Here is a 25,181-nt window from a genome sequence, read left to right as displayed (position 1 = left end):
TCTTATTTCAGCAGTCTTATTTCAAAATGACTCTGTAAGTCTTGATTTCAAACGGCTTGATGTCAACGTCAAAGCCCTTGTCCGTATGTGCAATCTCGCCTGGTATCTCTTCTTCCATCAAATTACATTCACAAACTGACTCAATTTCTTTGCCCATACCCAGAGAAAGCTCTGCATGCGTCTTTGTATTTTCGTACTCATAAGCACGGATAATCATGCCGTTTCCATCTTCTGCCAGTTTCACAGTCTCTACCATAACATTTTTCTTATCCACAGTTAAAAGAGAAGCCTTTCCTGCTGCCTGTGTCTGTTCTTTTGCCAGCACCGGATAATTGAGGCAATAACTTTCTCTTACCGTATCGCAGTCCCGAAGATTCCCTTCGTGAGGATACAGAGAATAGGTAAAGTAATGCTCTTCCTGGTCTGTAACCGGATTTGGCTCAATACCGGATTTGATTAAGGTCAGTCCAATCACAGAATCCTTTACAGAATGTCCGTATTTGCAATCGTTTAACAGACTGACTCCATAATGCCCTTCAGAAAGGTCTATCCATTTCTGTCCGCAGGATTCAAAACGGGCCATATCCCAGCTTGTGTTGGTGTGCACTTTTCTGGTCAGATTTCCAAACTGCACATCAAAAGCAGCCTCATCTGTATGAATATCTACCGGGAAGTGCACTTTCAGAAGGTGCTGGTGTTCTTTCCAGTCCACATAGGTTTCAAAATCAATTCTTGCAGAATCAGCATAGAAATAAATCTTCTGCTTAATCACAGAATTGCTGGCCTTGCGCTCCAGCTCCAGAACTGTGCAGACAGGACCTTCCTCTTTCCATTCCATACGGGACAGTTCTGTAATTTCCCAGGATTTCTCGGTGTAATAAATATCAATATCCCAGTTATCGTAATAAATCGGTTTATCCTCATACATACAGAAGAGATTTCCCTTTTTGCCCTGCTGCAGCACTTCCCTTTTGTTTTTCTTATCAAACACAGAGGAGAGAAGACCATTTTCGTCCACCTCTACTGTATAAAACGGTGTTTCCAGACAGTTACCCTGGCGTCTGAATGAAGATGGCGCTTTGGCTGTGCTTTCCACCTTAAAGGATTCATAGCCCTTAGAAGGCAGATTTTCCACATAAGCTACCCCACGGTCTTCCAGTGTCTGAATGGGATATACTTTTCCGTTCTCTGCTACCAGCGCACCGGAAACTTCTTTTGGAAGGCTGACCACATCACTGCGTTCAAAACCAAGGGTATTAAACAGAGTAACGTTTTCTCCTTCTCCTGCCACTGTTTTCATAGAATCTCCAAGAAGTGCACATCCCTGTTCTTCCAGTTCTGCATACTCCTTTTTTGTCACTTCATATACTTCATGAATGGATGAGCCGGGAAGAATGTCGTGGAACTGATTTAACAGAATGACTTTCCACATCTTATCCATTTCTTCTTTTGCGTAAGCAGCGCCCTTCCAGGAAGCCAGAAGTTCCAGAAGTTCCAGATTCATCATCAGCACTTCGCTCTTTCTGTTGGAGCGTTTATTTCTCGCCATGGAAGTGTAAGTACCTCTGTGGTATTCAAAATACAGTTCTCCCTCCCAGGTAGGAAGTCTGCGGTTGTCCTTTAATTTTTCATACAATTCATCAAAATAAGTTCTGGAAAATTCCTGACGTACTTTCGGAAGTCCCTTGATTCCTTTTTCCATACGCAGAGAGGTTTCCAGCATTTCTCTTGTAGGACCGCCGCCTCCGTCTCCATAACCGTAGGAAATCAGAATGTCGTTGTTGATATCCTTGTTCTGATATCTCTTCCAGCCGCCCATCAGCGCGTCCGGGTGCAGAATTCCATTGTAGGTTGTAAAGAAATCATCTTCGCTCTGTCCCACGCCCAGGGTCGTTACCAGGTGAGTAAAGACAGAACTTCCGTCAATGCCCTTCCACATAAAAGTATCGTAAGGCATTTTGTCAATCTGATTCCATGCCAGCTTTGTGGTCATAAAGTAGTCAATACCGCTTTTTTTCATAATCTGCGGAAGCGCACCGGAATAGCCGAATACGTCCGGCAGCCACAGAACCTTGCAGTCTACGTCAAATTCGTCTTTGAAGAATCGTTTTCCATACAGGAACTGACGTACCAGAGATTCTCCTGACGTCAGATTGGTATCTGCTTCCAGCCACATACCGCCTTCCGGCTCCCAGCGTCCTTCTTTTACCCGCTCTTTGATACGGTCATACAACTTCGGATAACGCTCTTTTAAAAATTCATAAAGCTGGGGCTGGCTGGACATAAACTTGTAATTGGGATATTCGTCCATTAATTTCAAAACGGTAGAAAAGCTTCTTGCCACCTTTTCTCTGGTCTGCTCTACGGTCCACCACCAGGCCACATCAATATGGGTATGTCCGATACAGGTGGCAATCACATCACTGTAGCCTGCCATATCTTCATACAGAGCCTTTTCCAGATAAACCTCTGCTTTTTCCACACTGTCATAAAACTCCGGCGAATAGGGATTTCTCAAATCCAGCAGATTTACGGCTTCGTTCATGACATGTTCCAAATCCATACGGTTTTTGTCATCTTTATCCATACGGCTAAATGCCCAAAGCGGAACCATCAGGTCATAGTACAGCTTTTCAATCCGTGTGTCTGCCACCTGCATTTCCATAATCATGTCAAATTCTGAATGAAGTATTCCGGTATAGGCCTGAATATCCAGTCTCCAGGTCTCTCCCCCTTTGGCCTCTGCAGCCATCTGCACAATGCGGTGGTTCATATCCATACCCTGCGTTTCTTCTCCGTTGACAAATAGTAAAAACTGCGGATTTTTCGCATCATCCCATTCTTCAATCTGGGTTTTCACATGAAGACGCAAGGTTTTTCCGGCTAATTCTTCCGGCACGGTATAATCTGCGCGGAACCAGTAATGTTTATCCGGTCCGTACCATTTCATGGTCTTTGGTGTAAAGTCCTGCCATGCCTGTTCTGCTTTTTCCGCTTCGTCCGGGTAAAAAAAGCGTCCTTCTTTATAAAGAATATGTTCCATTGGCATGTTCTTTACCGTAATTAATTTTTTCAGTTCATCACAGATGACCTGTATTCTCTTGTCAAGAAACCACATATATTCTTTTCCTCCTGGTTTTTGTATTTTATAGAGAAAGGGACATTCTCTCCATTTGTGAAAATGCCCCTCTTCTTACCATTGTACTTTTTATTTTGCAGCATCTACCTGCTTCTGAGCTTCCTCACGGATAGTATCCCAGCCGGCAGCTTCCAGTTCATCATGAATGGTTTTTACCAGTTCTCTCGGATCCTGTGCGCCTGTGAAGAATTCAGATTTATATTTTTCGTATACGGAACGGCAGTTTGCAAGTTCTGTTTCTACGTTGCTTGTATCCATATCAAATCCAAGCATGATAGATGGTGTTGCTTTTTCGTTCAGTTCTTTTACTTCATCCCACTGATTTACTTCCTCTGTAGCAAGCTGTGAAACATCAAAGTAACTGCCCTGTGTATAACCAGCCATAGGCCAGTCTGTATTCAGTTTGCTTACCTTCTTATCATCTGTATACTCAAAGTTTTCGCCTTCTACCCCATAGTACAGCCAGTCACGGACTTTGGTATCTGTGTTTACAAGCTGTAAAAATTCCAGCGCTTTTTCAGGATGTTTGCAGCCGGAAGAAATTGCATTAATAGAACCTCTAACACTTGCATTGGATACGATAGTATCTGTAAAAGCCACTGCTTCACAGTCATCAATACCATTGCTTGGGCCCCATGTTGTCTTTGCAGCCTGGCTCCATCCCTGTGCTGTAAAGAACGTTTTGTATTTGCTGGAATCATCTGCTGTCGGTGCATCACCGTTGATGATGCCTTCTTTGTACATTTTATGTATAATATCAAGCTGAGCCAGCATTTCTTCATCCTCTAAAGGATTTACAACTGTTTTAGTCTCGTCATCATAACGAATACCCAGAGCCGGAAGACCTGCGCCTAACTGGTCAAAGTATACGGTATTTAAGAAATCAGCACCGGATTTTGACATATAATAGGGAGCAGTTCCTTCCCCTTCTTTGATTTTCTTTAATGCAGGATACAAATCTTCATAAGATTTAATGCTGTTAATATCAATGCCGTACTTGTCAGCAACTGCTTTGTCCCATACAAAGTACTGCGTTACAGAACTGTCTTTGTAGGTAGGAACACCATAGATTTTTCCATCGATTTCCATTGCTTCCCAGTAATCTTCAGGAATCAGCTTTTTCAGCTCCGGGGCGTTTTCATCCAGTATATCTGTCAAATCCAAAAATGCACCTGTGTTTACTTCTGCATTGTAACGTGTCTGGTCTGTAAAAAGAATATCGAAATCTTCTCCTGAGTTTGTGATAACACTTCTTCTGTTATCCCAATCTGCCCATGGAACAATCTCCATATCGATATTGACACCAATTTTTTCTTCCAGATAAGGATTAATCTGTTTCAGCCATGCATCGTAATTATCCGGCATACTGCCGCCTACCTGAATCCATTTTAAAGTAACCACATCTCCATCATTTTTTGCGGTTTCGCTACCGCCTTTTTTGGAATCGCCGCAGCCTGCCAGGAGTCCTAACCCCATAACAGAAGCCAATACCAACGCTGTTGCCTGTTTCGCTTTCATAAAAATCCTCCTTTTGTTTTTGCTTGTTTTATTTTTTTATATCAGCCCTTTACAGCGCCTACAGTCAATCCGGAAATAAAGTATTTCTGGAAGAACGGATAGCTACATGCAATCGGGATAATAATCAAAATGGCCATTGCCATTCTCGCCCCTTCTTTCGGCATACTATTGATATACTGCGTCATAGTTACGCCAAGAGACGGGTTGTTTGCCATTACATCAATACTTCTCTGGATACTGTCCAGGAGGGCCTGTAAAGAGTACAGTTTCTTATCTGTGATATACAGAGAGGATTGAAACCAGTCATTCCAATAACCAAAAGTTAAAAATAATGCAATCGTTGCCATCATAGGTTTAGACAGAGGCAGCGCGATTTTTCCGAAAATCGTAAATTGTGAAGCTCCGTCAATCTGTGCAGATTCAATGACAGATTCCGGTATATTGGTCTTAAAGAACGTCTTACAGATAACAACGTTAAACGAAGAAACACAAAGGGGCAGAATCAAGGCCCAAATGCTGTTTTTCAAATGCATAAACTGTGTATTTACCACATAAGAGGAAAGCATACCACCATTAAAAATCATAGGTATAAACACCACCATGGTAAAGAAATTCTGCATTTTATAATTTCTTCTGGAAATCACATATCCCATCATGGTTGTAAGCATAACGCCCAATACTGTACCTATTACCGTTACCATTACCGAGATTCCAAGAGAAGACAGAATCATTTTTCCCTCTCTGAGCAGGAATGCGTAGGAATCTATGGAAAACTTCTCCGGTATAAAGCGATAACCATTCATCTGAATCGACTTTTCAGATGAAATAGAAATCATGAAAACAAAAACAACCGGAATAATGCAAATCAAAGCCAGTATGATAAAGATGATGTTAAAACACACATCTGTCTTTACTGAAATCCTGTTTAATTTCGAAACCTCTGCGGCTTCTTTTTGTCTATTCTTTTTCATTCTTCCGCCTCCTATATAATTGCACTGTCCGCGTCAATTTTCTTTACAATCGCGTTCGCCACCAGAATCGTGATACAACATGCTACAGACTGGAAGAATGTTGCTGCTGAAGTCATACCAATCGGTGTGGAGGACTGGATTGCATTATACACAAAGGTATCAATCGTTGCCGTCGTATTGAAGATCGAACCGCTTGCTCCCTGTGAAAGCTGGAAGAACAACCCGAAGTCTGAATAAAAAACCTTACCTACATTTAAGATAAACATCATAATAATGACATTTTTCAGGCATGGCAGTGTAATATAACGAACCTGCTGCTTCTTATTCGCACCGTCCATAACGGCTGCCTCATACAAAGTTGTATCAATTCCGGAAATACTGGAAAGATAGATAACCATGTTGTAGCCAGTTGATTTCCACAAATACATGAAAATCAGGATTGCCGGCCAGACACCCGCTTTCATATACCACTGAATCCCTTCACCGCCACCGTCGCGAAGCATGCTGTTAATCAGACCATTGTCCTGATTCAAAAAGGCATCCAGAAAATATGCTGCTACAACCCATGACATAAAGTACGGAAAAAACATCAAAGTCTGATATACTTTTGATTTTCTTTTGCTGTGAAGCAGGCTAATCATAATGGCCAGCCCAACAGAGAAAATCATCCCCAGTACAATGAAAGCCAGATTGTAAAGTATCGTGTTTCTCAAAATCACAAACAAGTCATTAGACTTAATTAAAAATTCAAAGTTTTTAAACCCTGACCAGTCACTATGTATTACATTGTAAATAAAACTTCTTCCGCCTGCAATTTTGTAATTCTTAAAAGCGATAACCAATCCAAACATTGGCAGGAAACAAAACAGTACATACCAGACCGTGGTCGGCAGTGCCAACGCTGTCAGTTCCGAATCATTTTTCGTCCATTTCGGTTTTCTGACTTTCTTTTCTTTCGGGGACTTTCTTACTTTCTCCAAGGCTGTTGCCCTCCTTTTCTTCTTGTCTTATTCCTTGATTTCTTTCACAGAATCTCTGTAAATAATTTTACCCAGTATTCTAAATACTTCTCCCGGCCTGCGTCTGGTTCTTTCCATGTAGCGCATCATACGTTTTGCAGCAACTTTTCCGATTTCTTCGATATTAACCGCCACTGTTGTCAGCGCCGGCTCGCAAAGTTCCGCATAAATATCGTCGTCAAACCCTACAACAGAAATATCCTCCGGCACCCGTATGCCTTTGGCCTTTAAGGTTTTCACCAGCCGAAAAGCAGTTTCATCACAGTTGCAGACAAAGGCAGTCGGAAGTCTCTCCGGAAGCATCAGTTCAATAGCTGCTCCATCCTCATTCCTGTCCGGAATCACCCATTCCTGATTCGGCGCTCTACCGGTTTCCAGAATACCTCTCATAAATCCCAGGTAACGGTCTGTAATACTGGTGGTTCCTCCCACCGTTCCCACAAATCCAATGTCTTTATGTCCCTTTTGTATCAGATAATCTGTCAGCTCATAGGCACTGTATATATTTTCGGTTACTACAGAATCCGATTTGTGTGTCACATCGTAAACATCTACATAAACCTTGGGCAAAGGAATGGTATCTACTGCATCCCGCACTTTTCTGTCCAGGATACCAAGAAGAATCAATCCGTCAACCGTTCCTTTTCGTTCCAGCATATCCAAATCGCTTTGAAGACTTTCCCGGGTCGGAGTAATCATCATGCTGGCACACATAACCTTGCGCAGTTCTGCGATAATTTTCTCGTACATCCCCATATAGAATTTTCCGGCATCTCCGGAATTAAAGCGGTCGCTCATAACAATTCCCACTTTTTTTGCCCTGCGCTGTCCATAATCGGGAAGTATATAGCCATGTTCCTGCGCACTCTGGAAAATTTTCTGTTTCAGTTCCTCCCCTACTCCGTCTTTTCCATTCAGCGCCTTAGAAACAGTCACCTTGCTGATTCCCAGCTCATCTGCAATATCCTGCATAGATACTGTTTTTTTTCCAGCCACTTTATATCCTCCCTTCTTATCCGTTTCCATTTGTTTCTTAACATTTCTTAAATATAACTTAACACAAGTTTTTCTTCTTGTCAACGATTATCGGTATTTTATCTGTTTTTACTATATATAATATGTATTTTTTGTAGATTTTTACTATATTATAGTTTCTCTTTCCAGTTCTTTCAAGTATTCTGGTGGATTTCTTTCCTATTTTCTTCTTATCAAGCACAACAAAAGGTTACTTAACACTTTAAAATCCTGCTGCTGTAACTTTTTGCACAGCAAAAAGGACAGTGAAAACCTCTGTTCCCACTGCCCTTTTTGCTTTTTATATTCAGTTTTATGTATCTCTTAGTTATCAATCAGTTTTTCTTTTCCGTTCCAGCTATACAGTTTACGAAGCTCTGCGCCAACTTCTTCTAACTGATGTTCTGCTTCTCTTCTTCTCATAGCGCCGAAGTGCATACAGCCGGACTGGTTTTCCAGAATCCAATTCTTTGCAAAAGTGCCGTCCTGAATATCGGAAAGAATCTGCTTCATGGCTTTCTTTGTTTCGTCTGTTACAATCTTAGGTCCTGTGATATAATCACCGAACTCTGCTGTATTGGAGATAGAGTATCTCATGCCCTTGAATCCACTTTCGTAAATCAAATCTACAATCAGTTTCATCTCATGGATACATTCAAAGTAAGCATTTTCCGGAGCGTATCCTGCCTCTACCAGAGTTTCAAATCCGGCTTTCATAAGAGCAGTTACACCACCGCAGAGAACAGCCTGCTCACCGAAAAGGTCTGTTTCTGTCTCTACTTTAAAGGTCGTTTCCAGAACACCTGCTCTTGCGCCGCCTAAAGCTGCTGCATAAGCCAGCGCTTTGTCTTTTGCTTTTCCTGTGTAATCCTGCTGTACCGCTACCAGACAAGGTGTACCGCGACCAATCTGGTATTCGCTTCTTACAGTGTGTCCCGGTGCCTTCGGAGCAATCATAGTAACATCTACATTTGCAGGTGGTTTAATCTGTCCGAAGTGGATTGCAAAGCCGTGAGCAAACATGAGCATGTTGCCTTCTTCCAGGTTTGGCTCAATGGATTCTTTATACAGTTTTGCCTGCTTTTCATCATTGATAAGAATCATGATGATATCTGCTTTCTTTGCTGCTTCTGCCGCTGTATAAACTTCAAATCCCTGTTTTACTGCTTTGTCCCAGGATTTAGAACCTTCATACAAACCTACAATTACATTACAGCCTGATTCCTTTAAATTTAATGCATGGGCATGACCTTGGCTTCCATAACCAATAATAGCAATGGTTTTCCCCTCTAATAAAGCCATGTTACAATCTTCCTGATAATAAATTTTTACTGCCATTTTTTCTTCCTCCTATTTTTTTTATGTATGTTAGGGATAAAAATCTCTAATAACCGTTTAAAATTCTTCCTCCTCATCGGAAGGGTAGAAAATGTCATCTGCGCCCCTGGAAAGACCTGCAATACCGGTTCTCGCCAGTTCCAGAATCTCATAACCATCTAACAAATCAATAAAAGCCTCCAGCTTTGACTTATTTCCCGTAAGCTCTATAATCATAGATTCTTTGCCCACATCAATAATATTGGCTCTGAAAATATCTACAATGGCAGACACGCCTGCTCTTTGTTCCGGTGTGACTTTCACCTTTACCAACATCAATTCTCTGGTAACACTCTGCCCGTCCTGCAGCACCTTCACGGAGAGAACATCTTCCAGCTTCTCCACCTGTCTGGTAATCTGCTCCAGAATCAGTTCATCTCCCTTACACACTACAGTCATACGGGTGTAATTGGGGTCTGTGGTAATACCTGCAGATAAGCTGTCAATATTATATCCCCGGCGGCTGAATAATCCGGAAACCCGGCTCAGTACACCGGCTGTATTCTCAACCAGAATAGATAATATCCTTTTGTTCATACAGCACCTTCTCCCATGCCTATCGGCTAACTTTTGTTGACATTCTATCAACTATTTTTCCCTTTGTCAATGCATACTGCACGTTATAACTAATTACTATGCAATGCATAATTACAAGTAATATTATTTTCATTCTCTTTGAAGCTAAAAACAGAGCCAGTCCCCTTCCGGTTCCTGACTCTGTTTCTACCTTATTATATATCGTTATTAAATTCCTTTATCTCTTGCCGCTTTCATACGAGCCATAGCTCTGGCCAGAGAAGCCTTGGAAACATAGTATTCCTGCAGACTCTGCTTCTGACGGAGCTGTTCCTCTGCACGTTCTTTGGCATCGCGAGCCCGCTTCAGGTCAATATCTTCCGGCTTTTCAATACTGTCTGCCAGCACGGTTACGCGGTTATTGATAATCTGCGCAAAGCCGCCGCCTACAATAGCAGTATACCAGGTATTGTCTTCTGCCTGAAAGCGCATTTCTCCCGGAACAATGGCAACCATCATATCTGCATGGTGTGCCAGTATGGTAATGGCGCCATCTTTTGCAGGGAGTGAGATAGATTTTCCTCTGCCATGATAAAAATCCTTATCACTGGCAATGACATTCAAACCAAATGTATTCATAGGCCTTCACTCCTTACAGCTTCTCAGGATTCCTGTTTTGCTTTTTCGATTACCTCGTCAATGGTACCCACATTAAAGAAAGCATTTTCCGGATATTCGTCCATCTCTCCGTTTACAATCATCTTGAACCCACGGATAGTTTCCCTTAACGGTACATATTTACCCGGAATACCGGTGAAGACTTCTGCCACATGGAAAGGCTGGGAAAGGAACTTTTGCACCTTTCTGGCACGGGCAACTACTTTCTTGTCTTCTTCAGACAATTCTTCCATACCCAGAATCGCAATGATGTCCTGCAGTTCTTTGTATTTCTGCAGATATTCCTGCACCTTTCTGGCTGTCTCATAGTGTTCTTCTCCCACTACATCTGCTTCCAGAATACGGGAACTGCTCTCCAGAGGGTCAACCGCCGGATAAATACCCTGCTCTACAATCTTTCTGGACAAAACCGTGGTGGCATCCAGATGCGCAAAGGTGGTGGCCGGCGCCGGGTCTGTCAAGTCATCGGCAGGCACATAAACAGCCTGTACAGAAGTAACAGAACCATTTTTTGTGGAAGCGATACGCTCCTGCAGTTCACCCATTTCCGTTGCCAGCGTCGGCTGATAACCTACGGCAGAAGGCATACGTCCCAAAAGGGCGGAAACTTCTGAACCAGCCTGCGTAAAACGGAAAATATTATCAATAAAGAGCAACACATTCTGATGTTCTTCATCACGGAAATATTCTGCCATGGTAAGCCCTGTTTCCGCTACACGCATACGGGCACCAGGGGGCTCATTCATCTGCCCGAACACCAGAGCTGTCTTTTCCAAAACCCCGGATTCTTTCATTTCTGTCCAGAGGTCATTTCCCTCACGGGAACGTTCTCCAACACCGGTGAAGATGGAATATCCGCCGTGCTCGGTAGCAATATTGCTGATAAGTTCCTGAATCAACACCGTCTTACCTACACCGGCACCGCCGAAAAGACCGATTTTACCACCTTTTGCATATGGCGCCAAAAGGTCGATAACCTTAATACCGGTTTCCAGAATCTCTACTACAGGACTCTGTTCTTCAAACGTCGGCGGGTCTCTGTGAATAACCCAGTGCTTTACATCATGCAGCTGTTCGCCTTTGTCTATGGTTTCACCCAGAACATTAAAAAGACGACCCAGAGTTTCTTTTCCTACAGGTACGGAAATACCTGCTCCTGTAGCAGTAACCTCCATATCCTTGCTAAGTCCGTCACTAGAAGCCAGCATAATACAGCGCACCGTATGATTTCCGGTATGCTGTGCCACTTCCATAACAAGCTTTCTGCCGTTTAACTCTACAGTCAAGGCGTCTTTGATGCTTGGGAGGTTCTGATTTTCAAATTCTACGTCTACGACAGGTCCCATAACCTGTACAATTTTACCTTTTTCCATCAAAAGGAAACCTCCTTCTACAGTTTTTTCTTCTGTGCTTTAGCTCCGCTGATAACCTCAGTAATTTCCTGGGTAATCGCCGCCTGACGCACACGGTTATATTTAATAGATAAATCCTTCAGCATATCCCTGGCGCTGGATGTTGCTGCATCCATAGCCATCATACGAGAATTGTGCTCGCTGGCATAGGATTCCACCAGACAGCCGTAAATCATACCGCGCAGATAGTTGGGTACAATACTGTTCAGCACCTCTTCTGCGGAAGGAATCATTTCGATTTCTTCCTGATGAATATCTACCAGCTTTTGTACAGAGGTATTGAAAGCAGCCTTCTTCAACGGCAAAAGCTGCTTCTTTTCCGCTACCATAGTAGCGGCATTAGCCATACGGGTGTAAATAATATGAACCTCATCCAGTTCACCCTCCAGGTACATAGCTATCATCTTTTCAGAAATCACTCTGGCCCTGTGCATGGTCGGTTTCTGCACCGTAAAGCGAAAATTCGTATCCACGTCTACGTCTTTTTTAAAAAAATACTGCCTTCCCACTTCCCCCAGCACAAAAAGCTGGACGTTTTCGCGGTTTTCCATACAGTCTTCAGCAATTTTAAAAACATTGTGGTTATACGCACCAGCCAGACCTTTATCTGCAGAAACTACAATATAACCGATTTTCCTGGCTTCCGGTGCGATTTCCGCTCTTTCATCAAAATATTTATGCTCCGTGTCCTCCATGTGACGCAGAACACGTCCTATGGCTGACTGCAGAGAATAAAAATATGGTTCTGTATCTGCCAGGGTCTTCCTGGCTTTCTTCAGTTTTGATGAAGAAATCATGTACATGGCACTGGTAATTTTCATAGTATCCTGGATACTTCTCATACGGCTTTGTATTTCTTTTGCACTTGCCATCTCATCACCTGTTCCTGTTCTTAAATTCCTCTGCTACCTTTAAAATCTTTTCGCCCAGTTCATCGGAAAGGACTTTTTTCTCATTGAGTTCATCTCTGATTTCCGGATATTTAACATCAAAATATTCCAGCATGTCCATCTGGAATTTCTTCACTTCTTTCACCGGAATTCCTGTCATGATTTTATGAGTCGCTGCCCACAATGTAATTACCTGCTCATGAGAAGCAAGCGGTCTGCAAAGGGGCTGCTTTAACAATTCCATCAAACATTTTCCATAATCCAGCTGCGCCATTGTAGCATCGTCCAAATCTGAAGAGAACTGTGTGAACACTTCCATCTCACGATACTGCGCCAAATCAATACGCATGCTTCCGGACGCCTTTTTCATAGCTTTTGTCTGTGCCGCGCCACCTACACGGGATACGGAAAGACCTACATTTACGGCCGGGCGCACACCCGCATTAAATAAGTCACTTTCCAGGAAAATCTGTCCATCCGTGATGGAAATTACATTCGTCGGAATGTATGCGGATACATCTCCTGCCTGTGTCTCAATAATAGGCAGTGCGGTAATAGAACCGCCGCCTGCTTCTTCGCTCAGACGACTGGAACGTTCCAGAAGTCTTGAATGCAGATAGAAAACATCACCCGGATAAGCCTCACGTCCCGGAGAGCGTTCCAGAAGCAAAGACAAAGCACGATAAGCCACTGCATGCTTGGACAAATCATCGTACACAATCAGCACATCTTTCCCCTGATACATAAAGTATTCCGCAAGGGCTGTACCGGAATAAGGCACAATATACTGCAACGGCGCACAGTCGCTGGCCGTAGCAGAAAAGACCGTGGTGTATTCCATAGCACCGTATTTTTCCAAAGTTCCTACCAGTTTTGCTACCGTAGAAGCTTTCTGTCCAATAGCCACATAGATACAGATAACATCCTTGCCCTTCTGGTTTAAGATAGTATCTACAGCAATAGAAGTCTTACCCGTCTGACGGTCTCCAATAATCAACTCACGCTGACCGCGTCCAATAGGGAACATGGAGTCAATGGCCAGAATACCGGTTTCCATTGGCACAGATACGGATTTACGGTCAATAATCCCCGGCGCTTCCTGCTCTATAGGCCGGTAATCCTTTGCTTCGATTTCTCCTTTGCCATCAATAGGCGCCCCCAGGGCATCTACGATTCTTCCAACGAAGTTCTCGCCTACAGGAATACCTGCCTTTTTCTTTGTACGGGCCACTTTAGTGCCTTCCTTGATTCCTGTGTCTTTTCCGAAAATGATAACACCGATTTCGTTTCTCTTAATATCCTGCACCATTCCCTTGACACCGTTTTCAAAGGTCACAATTTCGCCGTACATGGCATGGTCAATCCCGTAAACAGTCGCAATTCCATCACCCACCCAAATAACGTTTCCGACTTCCCGGACACCTGCTGTGGTATCGAAGTTTTCAATTTCTTCTTTCAGAATGGAAATAATTTCTTCTGAATTGATTGAACTCAAACCGTTCACCTCCAGATTAATTTTTGTTGTAATGCATTGATACGGCCTTTTAAGCTGTAATCAAATTCCTGGTCTTCTACCCGGAGAATAAATCCTCCCACCAGACTTTTATCTTCTTTTAGTTCCAACGCTGTATCCTCTGCACCGTATTTCTGCTCTAAAAATTTCTTTATCTCCTCCAGTTGTTCTTTGGCAGGAGGAGTTACATAGTAAAGTACAGCGTTTAAAATATGATTCTGTTCGTTATAATATTCCTGATACGCCTGAAAAATCTCAAAGAGAAGTTCTGCATGACGATATTTGCAGAGAACACAGATAAAGTCTGCCAGTTTCTTTTCAAAGATTCTTCCGACTGCTTTTTCTTTCTGTAAAAGAGGCACCACCGGACTTTCCAATATCTGTAAAAGCTGTGGCGTCTCTTCCAGGACTCGTTTTGCATCTTTGATGCTTTCCGGGGTAACGGAAAGTTCATAGAGCACTCTTGCATAATTAATGGAGGTCTGTGTCATTTGCATCACCTGCTTTTGCTAAAAATTCATCATAGAGCATATGGTTTCCCTTGTCACTGCTGCCATCGGAAAGCAATTTCTTTGCTGCCTCCATAGCCAGGCCTGCGATTTCTGACTTTGCACCCTGCATGGCATTTTTTTTCTCCTGCTCTGCAGTATTTTTTGCTGTTTCTATGATTTTTGTCGCCTGCAGATTTGCATTTTTTACAATGCCTTCACCCATTCGTTTTGCATCTGCTTTTGCACCTTCAATAATCTGCGCAGATTCTTCTTTTGCAGAAGAAAGGGCCTGTTCATACTGTCCTTTTAATTCATCTGCTTTTTCCTGAACTGCCTTTGCATGATCAAATTGGCTTGCAATGAGCGCTTTTCTCTTTTCCATAATTCCCATTACCGGCCCGATAAGGAATTTTTTCATCAAAAGATAAAGAACAATCAGGTTTATAATCGTCCAGACAAGGTCCCAACCTAATTTTAGCACCTTTCCTGCACCTGCCTTTCTTTTAATGATAGATTATAAGAATAAGATTAACAAACCAATAACGAAACCGTAAATAGCGGTTGCCTCTGCAAGTGCACAACCCAGAAGAAGTGCTTTGCTGATTTTACCTTCTGCTTCCGGCTGTCTTGCAATAGCTTCCGTCGCTTTTGATGTTGCTATACCGATACCAAAACCTGCTCCAATACCTGTTAATACTGCAATACCTGCACCAATTGCTGCTGTCATAATTCATTTCTCCTTTTCTTCTTAAGTTTTAGTCTTCTATCTGCTCTTTAATAAAGAGAGAAGTTAAAAAAACAAATACATAGGTCTGAATCAGACCGTCAAAAATATCAAAATATAAGCTGAATGGAACTGGCAGAACTGCCGGCATAATTATTTTCAGCAATTCCATAATAACAAAGGAACCAATAACATTACCAAACAGTCGCATACACAAAGATATAGGACGAATGGCGATTTCCATAATGTTAATCGGCGTCACAATAGGCATGGGCTCTGCAAAGCTTTTCAGAAATCCCTTCGTGCCCTTCTTATGGAATCCGGCATAATAAATAAGGAATAAACTCATAATGGCAAGGGCTGCCGTTACGTTTAAATCCTTAGTAGGGGGCTTAAAGCCAAGCAAACCGATAAGGTTCGCCACTCCGATATAAATGGCTGTGGAAATCAGATACGGAATATATCTTCTGCCTTCTTTGCCCAGAATATCTGTAAAAAAATCATCCAGGAAACTGATAAAAGCTTCCAGGGCCAACTGCTTCTTTCCCGGATTTTCCACTTTCAGATTTCGAACAAACACAATGGCCAGAAGGGTAAGCACCGCCATGATAATCCAGGTAACCACCACAGATTCTCCTATCGGAATCCCGCCGAAGATGGGAATGTTGAATACGGTTTCACAATTTAATTCTTCCGTAATTCTTTCCGCTATGTTATTCGTAGGACATCTCCCCTTTCTGTGTTAATGAATTCTTGACTTTCTCCTTTCCGTTTTCTATTGTTGCTGTGAGCAATAAAACAGATATGGCACTTGTTTTTTGTGTCTTCTTATTAATTGCTTTTAACACATTACTGCTAATTAATTGATTTGTCAATCTTTCTCTTTTTTGAAAAAAATGGCTGGAATTTCGTCACTTTTTCTTGTAGTTTTTTAAAGTTTTCTTCTCTTTTTGTGTGATATTCCATGGTTTTAGTATACCGTTTGGTATATACTGGTTCTACCACTTGATTTTTTCACAATTATTTTATAATTTTATTATTTATTTTTATTATTTTTTACCATTTGTATTCATAATAAAAAGGAAAAGATGTTTTAAATGTCCAATAAAACCACTTTTCCTTTGGCCATTCTGTGAACAGGTGTGCATTTTCCTATTCTCTGCGTTTTTACTTTTCTTCTCTTTATTCTTGTGCTATGCTTATCTTACCTAAAAGGAGGTGCAACCCATATGAAATCATCTACGGAAAACACCCTGCAAAAGCTGATTATTGCAGGCGCAGGCCCGGCAGGTATATCTGCTGCGTTATATGCGGTCCGGGCAGGTATTACGCCTTTGATTCTCTATAAAGACGGCGGCGCGTTGGAAAAAGCTGTAAAAATCGAAAATTACTATGGTTTTTCCCATCCCATTTCCGGAAAGCAATTATATGAAAATGGCTTGCTTCAGATACAGGCTCTGTCTGTTCCCACTTTACAAGAAGAGCTTCTATCCATAGAATATGACGGAGACTATCTGATTCATACAGCCCTTCATACCTTTCGTGCAAAATCTGTCATTCTGGCCACGGGCACAAAAAGAAATACCCTGTCCTTAAAAGAGCTGAAAAAATATGAAGGAAACGGCATCAGCTACTGTGCTGTGTGCGACGGTTTTTTCTACCGTCAAAAAGAGGTTGCTGTTCTGGGGAACGGGCCTTATGCCTTGCACGAAGCCAGAGTCTTAGAGCCTCTGGCCAAAAAAGTCACCATTCTCACAAATGGATCTGAACCGGCATTTGCCGCCGAAGAACTGGGAAGTATCCGCGTGGAAGAAAAAAAGATACTCTCCGCCAGAGGCGACACCTCTCTGTCTCATCTGGAATTCGAAGACCATACTCTCTTCCCTCTGGATGGACTTTTCGTGGCCCTTGGGACTGCTGACAGCACGGATATCGCCCGGAAACTGGGACTTTTCATGGAAGATAATCATATTCTGATAGAAAAAGATACCAGCACCGCCCTTCCCGGACTTTTTGCAGCCGGAGACTGTACCGGAGGCTTACTGCAGATTTCAAAAGCCGTTTACGAAGGTGCTCTGGCCGGTACAAAAGCTGTAGACTATCTGCGGAAAGAACTGCAATAGAAAAAATCAGGAAAATGTAACTTTGTCACAGACATTTTAACGTTTCTGCGTTATAATAAAGACAATTTCAGAAAGACGAAAAGGAGATTGGAATTATGGCAATGGAATTCACAACGGCAAATTTTGAACAGGAGGTCTTAAACTCTGAGGTTCCGGTACTGGTAGATTTCTGGGCTACCTGGTGCATGCCCTGCAAAATGCTGGCACCTGTCATCGAAGAACTGGCAGAAGAAGCCAATGGGGCTTACAAAGTGGGAAAGGTGGATGTCGACGCTTCCCCGTCTATTGCAGCACAATTCGGCATTATGAATATCCCTACGGTTCTGCTCTTCAAAAACGGTCAGGTAGCCGGTAAATCTGTAGGTGCCGTTCCGAAAGAAAAACTGCAGGATTTACTCCGGTAAATCTGCAGCAACTTTCCCTGCATAAGTGCCGGAAATCACTCTATCAGCTTTTATGTTTACAAAAGCTGATAGAGTGATTCTTTTCTCTCTAGTTTAATTTCTCCCCGATTCAAAGAAATCGAACCGGTCTTGGCCAGTTGTTTCAAAGTCCGGCTCACGGCTTCTCTGGCACTCCCAATGATTTTTGCAATCTCTTCATGAGTCATAGCAATGCTGGAAGAACCTATTTTGGCAGATTCATCTAACAGAAAAGAAACCACTCTCTGGGTCAGACTTAAAAAAATCATCTGCTGCAAAGCCTCCACCACATCGGAAAAACGCTTTGCCGCTTCTTTATACATAAAGTTGTCCATATATACATTCTCCCTGGACATGGCCGCCAGAAGCCCCGCTGGAATCACCAGAGCCGCACACTCCGTCTGCGCTTCAATTTCCACGTCAAAAGTAATGGCAGAAAGCACGCAGGAAGCTGCCAATATACAGCAATCCCCTTCCCGCAGACGATAAATTGTCACCTCTTTCCCCTCATCGGAAAGCAGGTATGTCCGCATAATTCCCTCCAGAATAAACACAGCCCCCAGACATTCTCTTACGCTGGAATAAATGCTGTCACCGGCCTGATACCGGACAATCCGGGATTCCCGAAGCAGCAATTCTTTCTGAATCTCCGTCAAATGTTCCCAAAACGATTTTTTTCGCAAAATTTCTTCTTTCTTCTCATTCATTTGTATCCCTGCCTTGTATTTTTTATCAACACCTTTTACAATTATCTCTATAACTAAGCATACAGCAAAGGAGTCGCTTATGAAAGCTAAACATCAAAAAATAAAATCCATTTTCCTGATTTTGATTCTTTTTCTCATAACCACCTCGCCAATTCTGCTTTCCGCTTTGCAAAAAAACTTTGCCATACGGGTGGCCTGCGTGGGTGACAGCATTACCTATGGAGCCAAAATTGAAGACAATTTCCTCAATTCCTATCCAGCCCAGCTACAGCTGTTTTTGGGCAGCGACTATCTGGTGGGGAATTTCGGCGCCAGTGGATACACACTGCAAAAAAGCGGAAATTTCCCTTATTGGAATCACCCTGCTTTTCAGGAAAGCTCTGCTTTTCAGCCAAATATCGTGCTGATTATGCTGGGCACCAATGATACCAAGCCCTATAATTGGACGGGAACGGAAAATTTCCTGGCAGACTACCGGGAATTGATTGCCCACTACCGTTCTCTGAAAAGCCAGCCTCAGATTTATCTCATGACACCGGCCACTATTTTTCCGGAGAGTTTCAAACCCGCTAACGGCTACAAAATGCAGGCTGACGTGGCAGATTTGGTATCCAATGCTGTAAAAGAACTTGGAGAAGAAGAGCATCTGCCTGTCATTGATGTACATGCCTACACCCGGACGCACCCGGAATACTTTCTCCTGGACGGCGTGCATCCGGATGCCTACGGCGCAAAGGCCATTGCCCGGCTTACTTTTGAAGCTCTTCGAGAAAACGAAAGCAGTTTTCAAAAATAAATTCCTGTACTCAGGATTCTTCTATTTTTCCCTGTTTTTGCAGGTATTCCAAAAAGGCCTTACAGCCGGTTACGATGTCTCGGTATGTATCATCAAATTTTCTGCTGTACCAGGGGTCTATGACAGAAGCTGTGCTACCTGTGTATTCCAGCAACATTTTGATTTTTCCGCCTCTGTGTCCGGTGATTTTCTCTATGTTGCGAATGTTCATGGTGTCCATGCCGATAAGATAGTCGTACTTGTCATAATCTGACTTCTTTAACTGCACGGCTCTTTTACCTTCACAGGAAATACTGTGACGGGCCAGTTCCTCCCTGGCCGGCGGATACACCGGATTGCCGATACCGTTCCAGATTTCTTCGGTGCTGGTAGCGGCAGAGGCGATTTCAAACTGAGACGCAAGGCCCTGGGCCTGCACCATGTCTTTTAAAATGAATTCTGCCATGGGGCTGCGACAGATGTTGCCGTGGCAAATAAATAGTACCTTTATTTTCTCCATTTTATCTCCTCATATCCTCTCAAAGCCTTATAAATACTGGCTTTTCAGCCTTTGTGCATTTTTTACTTGAAAGGTTCTTTTTCTTATAAATTCTTGTATTTTCTCATGTTTTTTCGGGCATTTGTGGTACAAATGGGTTATTTTTAAAGTCCCAAATTCCTTATGAGATAAGGCTTACATGAGTTGTTTGTGCATGTTTTTGGGTTATAAACTTTTTCTTTTCCAGTTCATCCCTTGCTTCTTTTAATCTGGCAAGTTCTTTCTTTGCATCATCATAGCCGGTATGCGTATAAATATTAAGTGTTACAGATACATCTGAATGCCCCATCAGATATTGCAGTGTCTTTGGGTTCATCCCTGAATTGGCCATATTTGTACAATAAGTATGCCTGCATATATGTGGAGTAACTGGCGGCAATTGCAACAAATTCTCACGATTATATTTTTCTCTTGCATGCTGCATGTACTTTTCCCAATGAAGTGCAACCATTGGCCTTCCATTCTTGTCCAGAAACAGAAATCCTCCATATCCGTCTACCATTGGCTCACGTTTTGGTTTCCTTCTATTCTTCAAGATTCGAAGAAATGCCTCTTTTACATCCGCTTCCATTGGAAGTAACCGAGTACCACTTGTTGTCTTTGTAGATACGATGATATACTTCATTTCTCGAGTTCTTTGCAACTGATGATTCACATTGATAATATCTTCTTTAAAGTCCAAGTCTTTTACAGTAAGCCCACAAAATTCAGATATTCTAAGACCTGTCTTGAATAAGATATAAAATGCATCATAATACTGATTATAATGTGGATCATTCTTTACAAACTCGAGAAATTTTGCTTCATCTTCCGGAGAAACAGCGTGTCTTTTCTGACTGTCATTAACAAGTACTGTACCTAATTCAAATCCAAATGGATTTTTTAGAATCAAGTCATCATCCACAGCCATTTGAAAAGCAGGTCTTAAAACACCTCTGATGGAATGAATGGAACTATATCCTCTACCATCTCTTTGTAGTTTTATCAGAAAAATCTTTGCGTCAGAAAGTTTCACATCATCCACTTTCTTATAAGCGAATTCTTCCTTTTTCAATACATTCACCACAAATTTGTAATTCGCTAAAGTATTATGCTTTACTCCTGTTTTCAGGGAAAGATATCGTTCCACAAGTTCAAGCACTGTAATGTTACTTCCTGTAATCCCTTGCATCTGTAAGGACTGAACTTTTCTTTCTTTTTCCCTGAGAGAAAGATCTGCCCGTTTACCTTCCGGCATCTTATCTGCTTCTGTCAATCTCCAACTATATAATATTTTACGCTTACCAAGTGAATCTGTATATTTATAGCGGTAACGTCCACTTGGTTCCTGCCATTCTCCTTGCTGGAGAACTCTGCCTTTATCATCACGTCTCTTTGAAATCATATCCTACCTCCAAGGGGACGCAACATGATATTGTTAGTATATCATGTAACCCCTAATTCGAACACCTCCTTCTTTTAAATTTCATTTTATATCGCACTGAGTGTATCAATAAATTTTTCAAATCTTGTTCGTTTTATCTGTACACGATTCCCATTCCAAAGCAAATACTCTGCATTTGGATTGTCACTGACTAACTTACGAAGCTTTCCTTCTCCAATACGAAAATAGGATGCTGCCTCTTCAATGGATAATGTATACTTCTTCCAATAAGGTATATCATAACTTGTCATTTGTATGCCTCCTTCTATTATCTTTGTTTTTGACATTGGCGGCTGGCAAAGGTATCTATAAAGACTGCCAATGCCAAAGTATTTTTTTGCCAATGTCATCTTTTATTCTGTGATTAACGCAACTGTTTTTCTTCCCTGACACCAGTCATAGCTTAATCTACTTTCCAATTGCTTTCTTGCATCTCTTCCTGTTCTGGAAGAAATCCCATAGGCTAGTAGTTCTGCCTCTAATTCTTCTAAACACATTACTTTCCGTTTGGTTAATAACTCCAGAATCAACTTCTGTGCCTTTTCCAGTTTCGTTTCCTTTTTCGTTCCTGCTTTCCCCATCAGCAGATCTTCAATGGATATATCGTATTCTCCTAACCATTTTAAGCCTTCTTCTCCTAAAGAAAACGCTACCGGATTTTCCTTCTTAGCAAGAGAATCCTTTTGCTGATATACCACTCGGATATCCTGTTCCTTCTCTTTTTCCACCTTTTCTACAAATAAGATGCTTCGTACTGCCGCTGCGATATCAATGGATCCCAGGGAACGGTAATCACTCTGACTTCCTCAGGACTGAACACTTCCCTTTATAAAGTGGTTTACTCCAGTCTTTCTACCCTAACTGTAAATGATTTTTACCGGAACCTTGCCACTGAGCTCGGAGCTCAGCCTGCATTCCGCAAGACCGATAACTTCAAGATCATCCAGGATGAGATCAACCGTCTCGTACTTGAGAAACGACAGACGCCTGTCATCATCATAGATGAAGCGAACTATATTGGAAACGCAGTGCTCAATGACTTAAAAATGCTGTTCAACTTTGAAATGGATTCCAAAGACCGGGCGGTTGTTCTTCTTTCTGGTCTGCCACAGCTCAACAGCACCCTGCGCCTGAGCATCCACGAACCTTTCCGCCAGAGGATTGTCATGAATTATAACCTGGAAGGTATGACAAAAGCAGAAGGACATTCCTATGTTACTGCCAAGCTGAATGGCGCAGGATGCACACAAACGGTATTCGAAGAGAATGCACTGGAAGCGCTCCTCAATGCAGCGAATGGAACTCCACGTATGATCAACAAGCTGTGTAATGCAAGTCTGCTGGTTGGAAACAGCTCAAATTTAAATATCATAACCGCCGATGCCGTCATGCAGGCAATCAATGACTGCGAGCTCGGATAACTTTAGAAACCATCATGTAAAATAATCTGCATGATGGTTTTTTACATAAAACAGTGTGACGGAATCGTCCAAAACTATGTGATTGATACCGTTGTCAGGCACTATAAAAGATCTATTTTAATGTGACGGAAGAGGCAGTGTTTAATTTGCTGAATAACAGACAGTCTCTGACCAGATCAGCCCATTCACTCAGACGGATTTGCTGTGCAACTAAACTTGTGTGAGATTTCATGACTCACCTCCTGTGATAAAGTCTAAAAAGTTGAGTACTAAACTATTTGGACTTTGTAGTGATGAGTCTATTATCTCACATTGGATGATTTTGAACAGGTACTTGCTATTTTGCGTTTACTCTTTTCCATGTCATAAACTCAGATATTTTATGAAAAGTCAGCTTAATTATACCAGTTATCTAAAGATTTTGCTCATTATAATTCAATAAAATCAAGGAATTTTAATGTCCGGTGGAATTTACCACTGCACTGGAATTTAAAATTTCAAGTCAGCGTTTTCGTTAGTAAATCTCATCCATTTCACCGGTTCAAACAACCCTACTCATTCATCTTTTTTATTACATTGTAATTCACATTAATGCACGATTATCAAAAAACGCCCCACACTTGCAGGACGTTCCTCTCTCAAATATTCACTTAACTCTCACCTGTAGTAGTCTCCCCGTAGAACCCTTTTAACGATTTCCCCAAGGGGTTCACTTCTATATATACTCTCTTAACGATAACTGTTACACAATCCACTTTAACTCGCCTGAGAAGTAGTCTTTCAGTAGTTCCGTGGCACTATGACTGCCGTACTATGCCCAGTTCTGCGCGACTTTTCACTACACATTCGGTAGTCCGTTCACCCTGCCGTGGCAAACAATCAATTCTTGTTATCAAGTCAACGGTCTACACATAAGCAATTATAATCTTTTCACTGCCTGCTCAAATTCCTGCTCTGTATCAACAAACCGATACGGTTCATATTCTCCATATGCTGATGGGCGGCTAATTGTAACTAGTTGCACTTTATCCGTTCCTATTTCGGCAATTAACTTTCTCTTAAAATCCACTAAATGCTGACCGTGAGCCGTCTGTAAAGCCAAACAGCCAATATCATTAATTTTTTTTGCAATCAGATAACACACGCTCCAACACCTCCTTGAACTCATTTTCTGTTCTGATTCTACCACTTTCATATTCTTTTCGCAACGAACAACCAATCCAATTGTCATAATTGCGTTTATATACATATTTATGAAGCCAGTTATTTAATTGCCGGTCATAATATGTATTGTACTGAATTTCTATAGGATAGTGATAATTACTTAATTGAAAATAGACATGAATTCCTCTATATCCATCGTCATGTGCTTTTCCTTCTGACATATCAGCCATACGAAGATTTTCACAATTTCTAAGAGTCAAAATCTCTTCATAATTATCACATAATGCCCGAAAACCTAACATATCATCAAAAACTTTTCTTGCCTGATGATCCGGAAAATATCGTTCATATTTTAACCGAGCAGACTGTATGCTCTTAATTCTATAATCTGTTGCAATATCATGTAAAATGCTACAAGAATCATACCACTCATTAATCTTATCTAATTCTTCAAACAAAGCTTCCTTATCAAAATAATGCAAATTCTTTTTCAAATGAATGCCTAGATTGGAACGATATGAAAGCTTCTTTAATTTTTCTATGGACAATCCATCTTTTTTCAAAATATCTTCTATCAAAACCTCATCTCCTACACAGATATTTTTATTAACTTTTCCTTGTATTTTATCATATCGGAGCATCTTTCAAAAGTTGTAAAATCGTTGTAAAAGTTCTTCCTGCTGCCTGTTGCGTTAGTTTGCCCTGCTTTGCCGCGATTTGCCAAGTATGTAGCTGCCGCTGAGATTGTTAAAGCAATCACAGAATAAGCAAAACGAGGCAAAATGTGGCATATTGAGGCCGTCAAAAGTAGTAAAAACGTAGTAAGAATGGGGGTGTGTTACTACTGTGGTGATAAGGCAAATATTAATTATCTTGCTTTAACCAAGAACCATTCACACATCCATTTTCAATGATTTCTCTAGCATATTATTATTTAGAATATCTAAATCAGACACAAATTTCAACGCCGAGTGATAACCTCATCACCGAACTCAATGCAGCCAACTTTCTGCCTTGCCACAAGCAGCTCATGTCCAGCTTTCGTATGTATCCCCCTGTCAATGTCGGAACCAATGACAGGGTTAAAAAAGCATAGGCGACCTCCAAATTCAAAAGCAGGTCGGTTAATCCTGCAACATATTGATTTTGAACATTTCATACACATCTTATGTCATCGGAAGTTTTCTTGTTCCCGCATTCGTTTTTGTAGATTCGATGTGATATTCCATGTGGTTTGTTCTCTGTAGCTGATGATTGATTGGTTCATCTAAGTCAGCAACCACCAGTTCAACTGGTGGTTTGATATTAGCCCTCAAAAGGGCTTT

The 25,181-nt window shown here is 41.8% G+C and carries 26 protein-coding genes; 4 read left to right on the top strand and 22 right to left on the bottom strand.

The genetic code is table 11. From position 1 onward, the window contains the following. Positions 1–16: 16 nt before the first annotated feature. From G5A70_RS11485 to G5A70_RS11415, 15 genes are all read right to left on the bottom strand, one after another. Entirely contained in the window at positions 17–3,118 is a 3,102-nt protein-coding gene (locus G5A70_RS11485) for an alpha-mannosidase (RefSeq protein ID WP_173749780.1), read from the bottom strand. Between the two features lie 90 nt (positions 3,119–3,208). Continuing rightward, positions 3,209–4,657: an ABC transporter substrate-binding protein gene (locus G5A70_RS11480; protein ID WP_173749779.1), complete on the bottom strand. Its 1,449-nt coding sequence runs from the start codon at positions 4,655–4,657 to the stop codon at positions 3,209–3,211. A 41-nt stretch (positions 4,658–4,698) separates the two neighbouring features. Further along, positions 4,699–5,628, bottom strand: coding sequence for a carbohydrate ABC transporter permease (locus G5A70_RS11475; protein ID WP_173749778.1), 930 nt, complete (start codon positions 5,626–5,628; stop codon positions 4,699–4,701). Between the two features lie 11 nt (positions 5,629–5,639). Then, positions 5,640–6,608 carry an ABC transporter permease gene (locus G5A70_RS11470; protein WP_173749777.1) on the bottom strand — a complete coding sequence of 323 codons (969 nt, stop codon included), beginning with the start codon at positions 6,606–6,608 and terminating at the stop codon, positions 5,640–5,642. Positions 6,609–6,635: 27 nt separating this feature from the next. After that, the gene (locus tag G5A70_RS11465) at positions 6,636–7,643 is read right to left on the bottom strand and encodes a LacI family DNA-binding transcriptional regulator (protein WP_173749776.1); all 1,008 of its coding nucleotides are present in this window, start codon (positions 7,641–7,643) and stop codon (positions 6,636–6,638) included. A gap of 342 nt (positions 7,644–7,985) precedes the next feature. Continuing rightward, positions 7,986–8,999 (bottom strand): ketol-acid reductoisomerase, encoded by a 1,014-nt coding sequence (ilvC, locus tag G5A70_RS11460; protein ID WP_173749775.1) that lies wholly within the window; start codon positions 8,997–8,999, stop codon positions 7,986–7,988. 57 nt (positions 9,000–9,056) lie between these two features. Further along, complete coding sequence (gene ilvN, locus G5A70_RS11455; RefSeq protein WP_173749774.1) at positions 9,057–9,575, bottom strand: acetolactate synthase small subunit; 519 nt, start codon at positions 9,573–9,575, stop codon at positions 9,057–9,059. A gap of 207 nt (positions 9,576–9,782) precedes the next feature. After that, positions 9,783–10,193 carry an ATP synthase F1 subunit epsilon gene (gene atpC / locus G5A70_RS11450; RefSeq protein ID WP_173749773.1) on the bottom strand — a complete coding sequence of 137 codons (411 nt, stop codon included), beginning with the start codon at positions 10,191–10,193 and terminating at the stop codon, positions 9,783–9,785. 23 nt (positions 10,194–10,216) lie between these two features. Beyond that, entirely contained in the window at positions 10,217–11,605 is a 1,389-nt protein-coding gene (gene atpD, locus G5A70_RS11445) for a F0F1 ATP synthase subunit beta (protein WP_173749772.1), read from the bottom strand. Positions 11,606–11,622: 17 nt separating this feature from the next. After that, positions 11,623–12,516, bottom strand: coding sequence for an ATP synthase F1 subunit gamma (atpG, locus tag G5A70_RS11440; protein WP_173749771.1), 894 nt, complete (start codon positions 12,514–12,516; stop codon positions 11,623–11,625). 4 nt (positions 12,517–12,520) lie between these two features. Beyond that, a complete protein-coding gene (atpA, locus tag G5A70_RS11435; RefSeq protein WP_173749770.1) occupies positions 12,521–14,029 on the bottom strand; it encodes a F0F1 ATP synthase subunit alpha in 1,509 nt (502 codons plus the stop codon). A gap of 5 nt (positions 14,030–14,034) precedes the next feature. Further along, the gene (gene atpH, locus G5A70_RS11430; RefSeq protein ID WP_173749769.1) at positions 14,035–14,538 is read right to left on the bottom strand and encodes an ATP synthase F1 subunit delta; all 504 of its coding nucleotides are present in this window, start codon (positions 14,536–14,538) and stop codon (positions 14,035–14,037) included. Continuing rightward, positions 14,519–15,019 (bottom strand): F0F1 ATP synthase subunit B, encoded by a 501-nt coding sequence (atpF, locus tag G5A70_RS11425; protein ID WP_173749768.1) that lies wholly within the window; start codon positions 15,017–15,019, stop codon positions 14,519–14,521. Before atpF ends, atpH begins: the two co-directional genes overlap by 20 nt. A gap of 33 nt (positions 15,020–15,052) precedes the next feature. After that, positions 15,053–15,265: an ATP synthase F0 subunit C gene (gene atpE / locus G5A70_RS11420; protein ID WP_173749767.1), complete on the bottom strand. Its 213-nt coding sequence runs from the start codon at positions 15,263–15,265 to the stop codon at positions 15,053–15,055. Positions 15,266–15,293: 28 nt separating this feature from the next. Further along, a complete protein-coding gene (locus G5A70_RS11415; RefSeq protein WP_330605628.1) occupies positions 15,294–15,962 on the bottom strand; it encodes a F0F1 ATP synthase subunit A in 669 nt (222 codons plus the stop codon). A 529-nt stretch (positions 15,963–16,491) separates the two neighbouring features. Between G5A70_RS11415 and G5A70_RS11410 the strand changes: the two genes are divergently transcribed. Continuing rightward, complete coding sequence (locus G5A70_RS11410) at positions 16,492–17,385, top strand: NAD(P)/FAD-dependent oxidoreductase (protein WP_226853676.1); 894 nt, start codon at positions 16,492–16,494, stop codon at positions 17,383–17,385. A 95-nt stretch (positions 17,386–17,480) separates the two neighbouring features. Then, positions 17,481–17,789, top strand: a complete 309-nt coding sequence (gene trxA / locus G5A70_RS11405; RefSeq protein ID WP_173749766.1) for a thioredoxin — start codon at positions 17,481–17,483, stop codon at positions 17,787–17,789. A 56-nt stretch (positions 17,790–17,845) separates the two neighbouring features. Here the strand turns inward: trxA and G5A70_RS11400 are convergent, their stop codons facing one another. Next, positions 17,846–18,514, bottom strand: coding sequence for a Crp/Fnr family transcriptional regulator (locus G5A70_RS11400; RefSeq protein ID WP_173749765.1), 669 nt, complete (start codon positions 18,512–18,514; stop codon positions 17,846–17,848). Positions 18,515–18,593: 79 nt separating this feature from the next. Between G5A70_RS11400 and G5A70_RS11395 the strand changes: the two genes are divergently transcribed. Then, positions 18,594–19,310, top strand: a complete 717-nt coding sequence (locus tag G5A70_RS11395; RefSeq protein WP_173749764.1) for a GDSL-type esterase/lipase family protein — start codon at positions 18,594–18,596, stop codon at positions 19,308–19,310. Positions 19,311–19,320: 10 nt separating this feature from the next. Here G5A70_RS11395 and G5A70_RS11390 read toward each other — a convergent pair whose 3' ends face one another. The 4 genes from G5A70_RS11390 to G5A70_RS11375 all read right to left on the bottom strand — a co-directional run bounded on the left by G5A70_RS11390 (position 19,321) and on the right by G5A70_RS11375 (position 21,999). Beyond that, positions 19,321–19,809: a low molecular weight protein-tyrosine-phosphatase gene (locus G5A70_RS11390; RefSeq protein WP_173749763.1), complete on the bottom strand. Its 489-nt coding sequence runs from the start codon at positions 19,807–19,809 to the stop codon at positions 19,321–19,323. 160 nt (positions 19,810–19,969) lie between these two features. Beyond that, positions 19,970–21,232 (bottom strand): tyrosine-type recombinase/integrase, encoded by a 1,263-nt coding sequence (locus G5A70_RS11385; RefSeq protein ID WP_101695363.1) that lies wholly within the window; start codon positions 21,230–21,232, stop codon positions 19,970–19,972. 86 nt (positions 21,233–21,318) lie between these two features. Further along, positions 21,319–21,522, bottom strand: coding sequence for an excisionase (locus tag G5A70_RS11380; RefSeq protein ID WP_009243293.1), 204 nt, complete (start codon positions 21,520–21,522; stop codon positions 21,319–21,321). Between the two features lie 102 nt (positions 21,523–21,624). Next, positions 21,625–21,999 (bottom strand): hypothetical protein, encoded by a 375-nt coding sequence (locus G5A70_RS11375; RefSeq protein ID WP_173749762.1) that lies wholly within the window; start codon positions 21,997–21,999, stop codon positions 21,625–21,627. Positions 22,000–22,038: 39 nt separating this feature from the next. On the opposite strand from G5A70_RS11375, the gene G5A70_RS11370 reads away from it, so the two are divergent. Continuing rightward, positions 22,039–22,692, top strand: coding sequence for an AAA family ATPase (locus G5A70_RS11370; RefSeq protein WP_330605627.1), 654 nt, complete (start codon positions 22,039–22,041; stop codon positions 22,690–22,692). 919 nt (positions 22,693–23,611) lie between these two features. Here G5A70_RS11370 and G5A70_RS11360 read toward each other — a convergent pair. Both G5A70_RS11360 and G5A70_RS11355 read right to left on the bottom strand, forming a co-directional pair. Beyond that, a complete protein-coding gene (locus G5A70_RS11360; protein WP_173749760.1) occupies positions 23,612–23,836 on the bottom strand; it encodes a DUF6718 family protein in 225 nt (74 codons plus the stop codon). Then, entirely contained in the window at positions 23,808–24,434 is a 627-nt protein-coding gene (locus tag G5A70_RS11355) for a hypothetical protein (protein WP_202031326.1), read from the bottom strand. Before G5A70_RS11355 ends, G5A70_RS11360 begins: the two co-directional genes overlap by 29 nt. Between the last annotated feature and the right edge of the window lie 747 nt (positions 24,435–25,181).

The organism is Blautia hansenii (assembly GCF_013304445.1).
Classification (GTDB): Bacteria; Bacillota; Clostridia; order Lachnospirales; family Lachnospiraceae; genus Blautia.
This window is presented reverse-complemented; position numbering and strand designations above follow the sequence as displayed.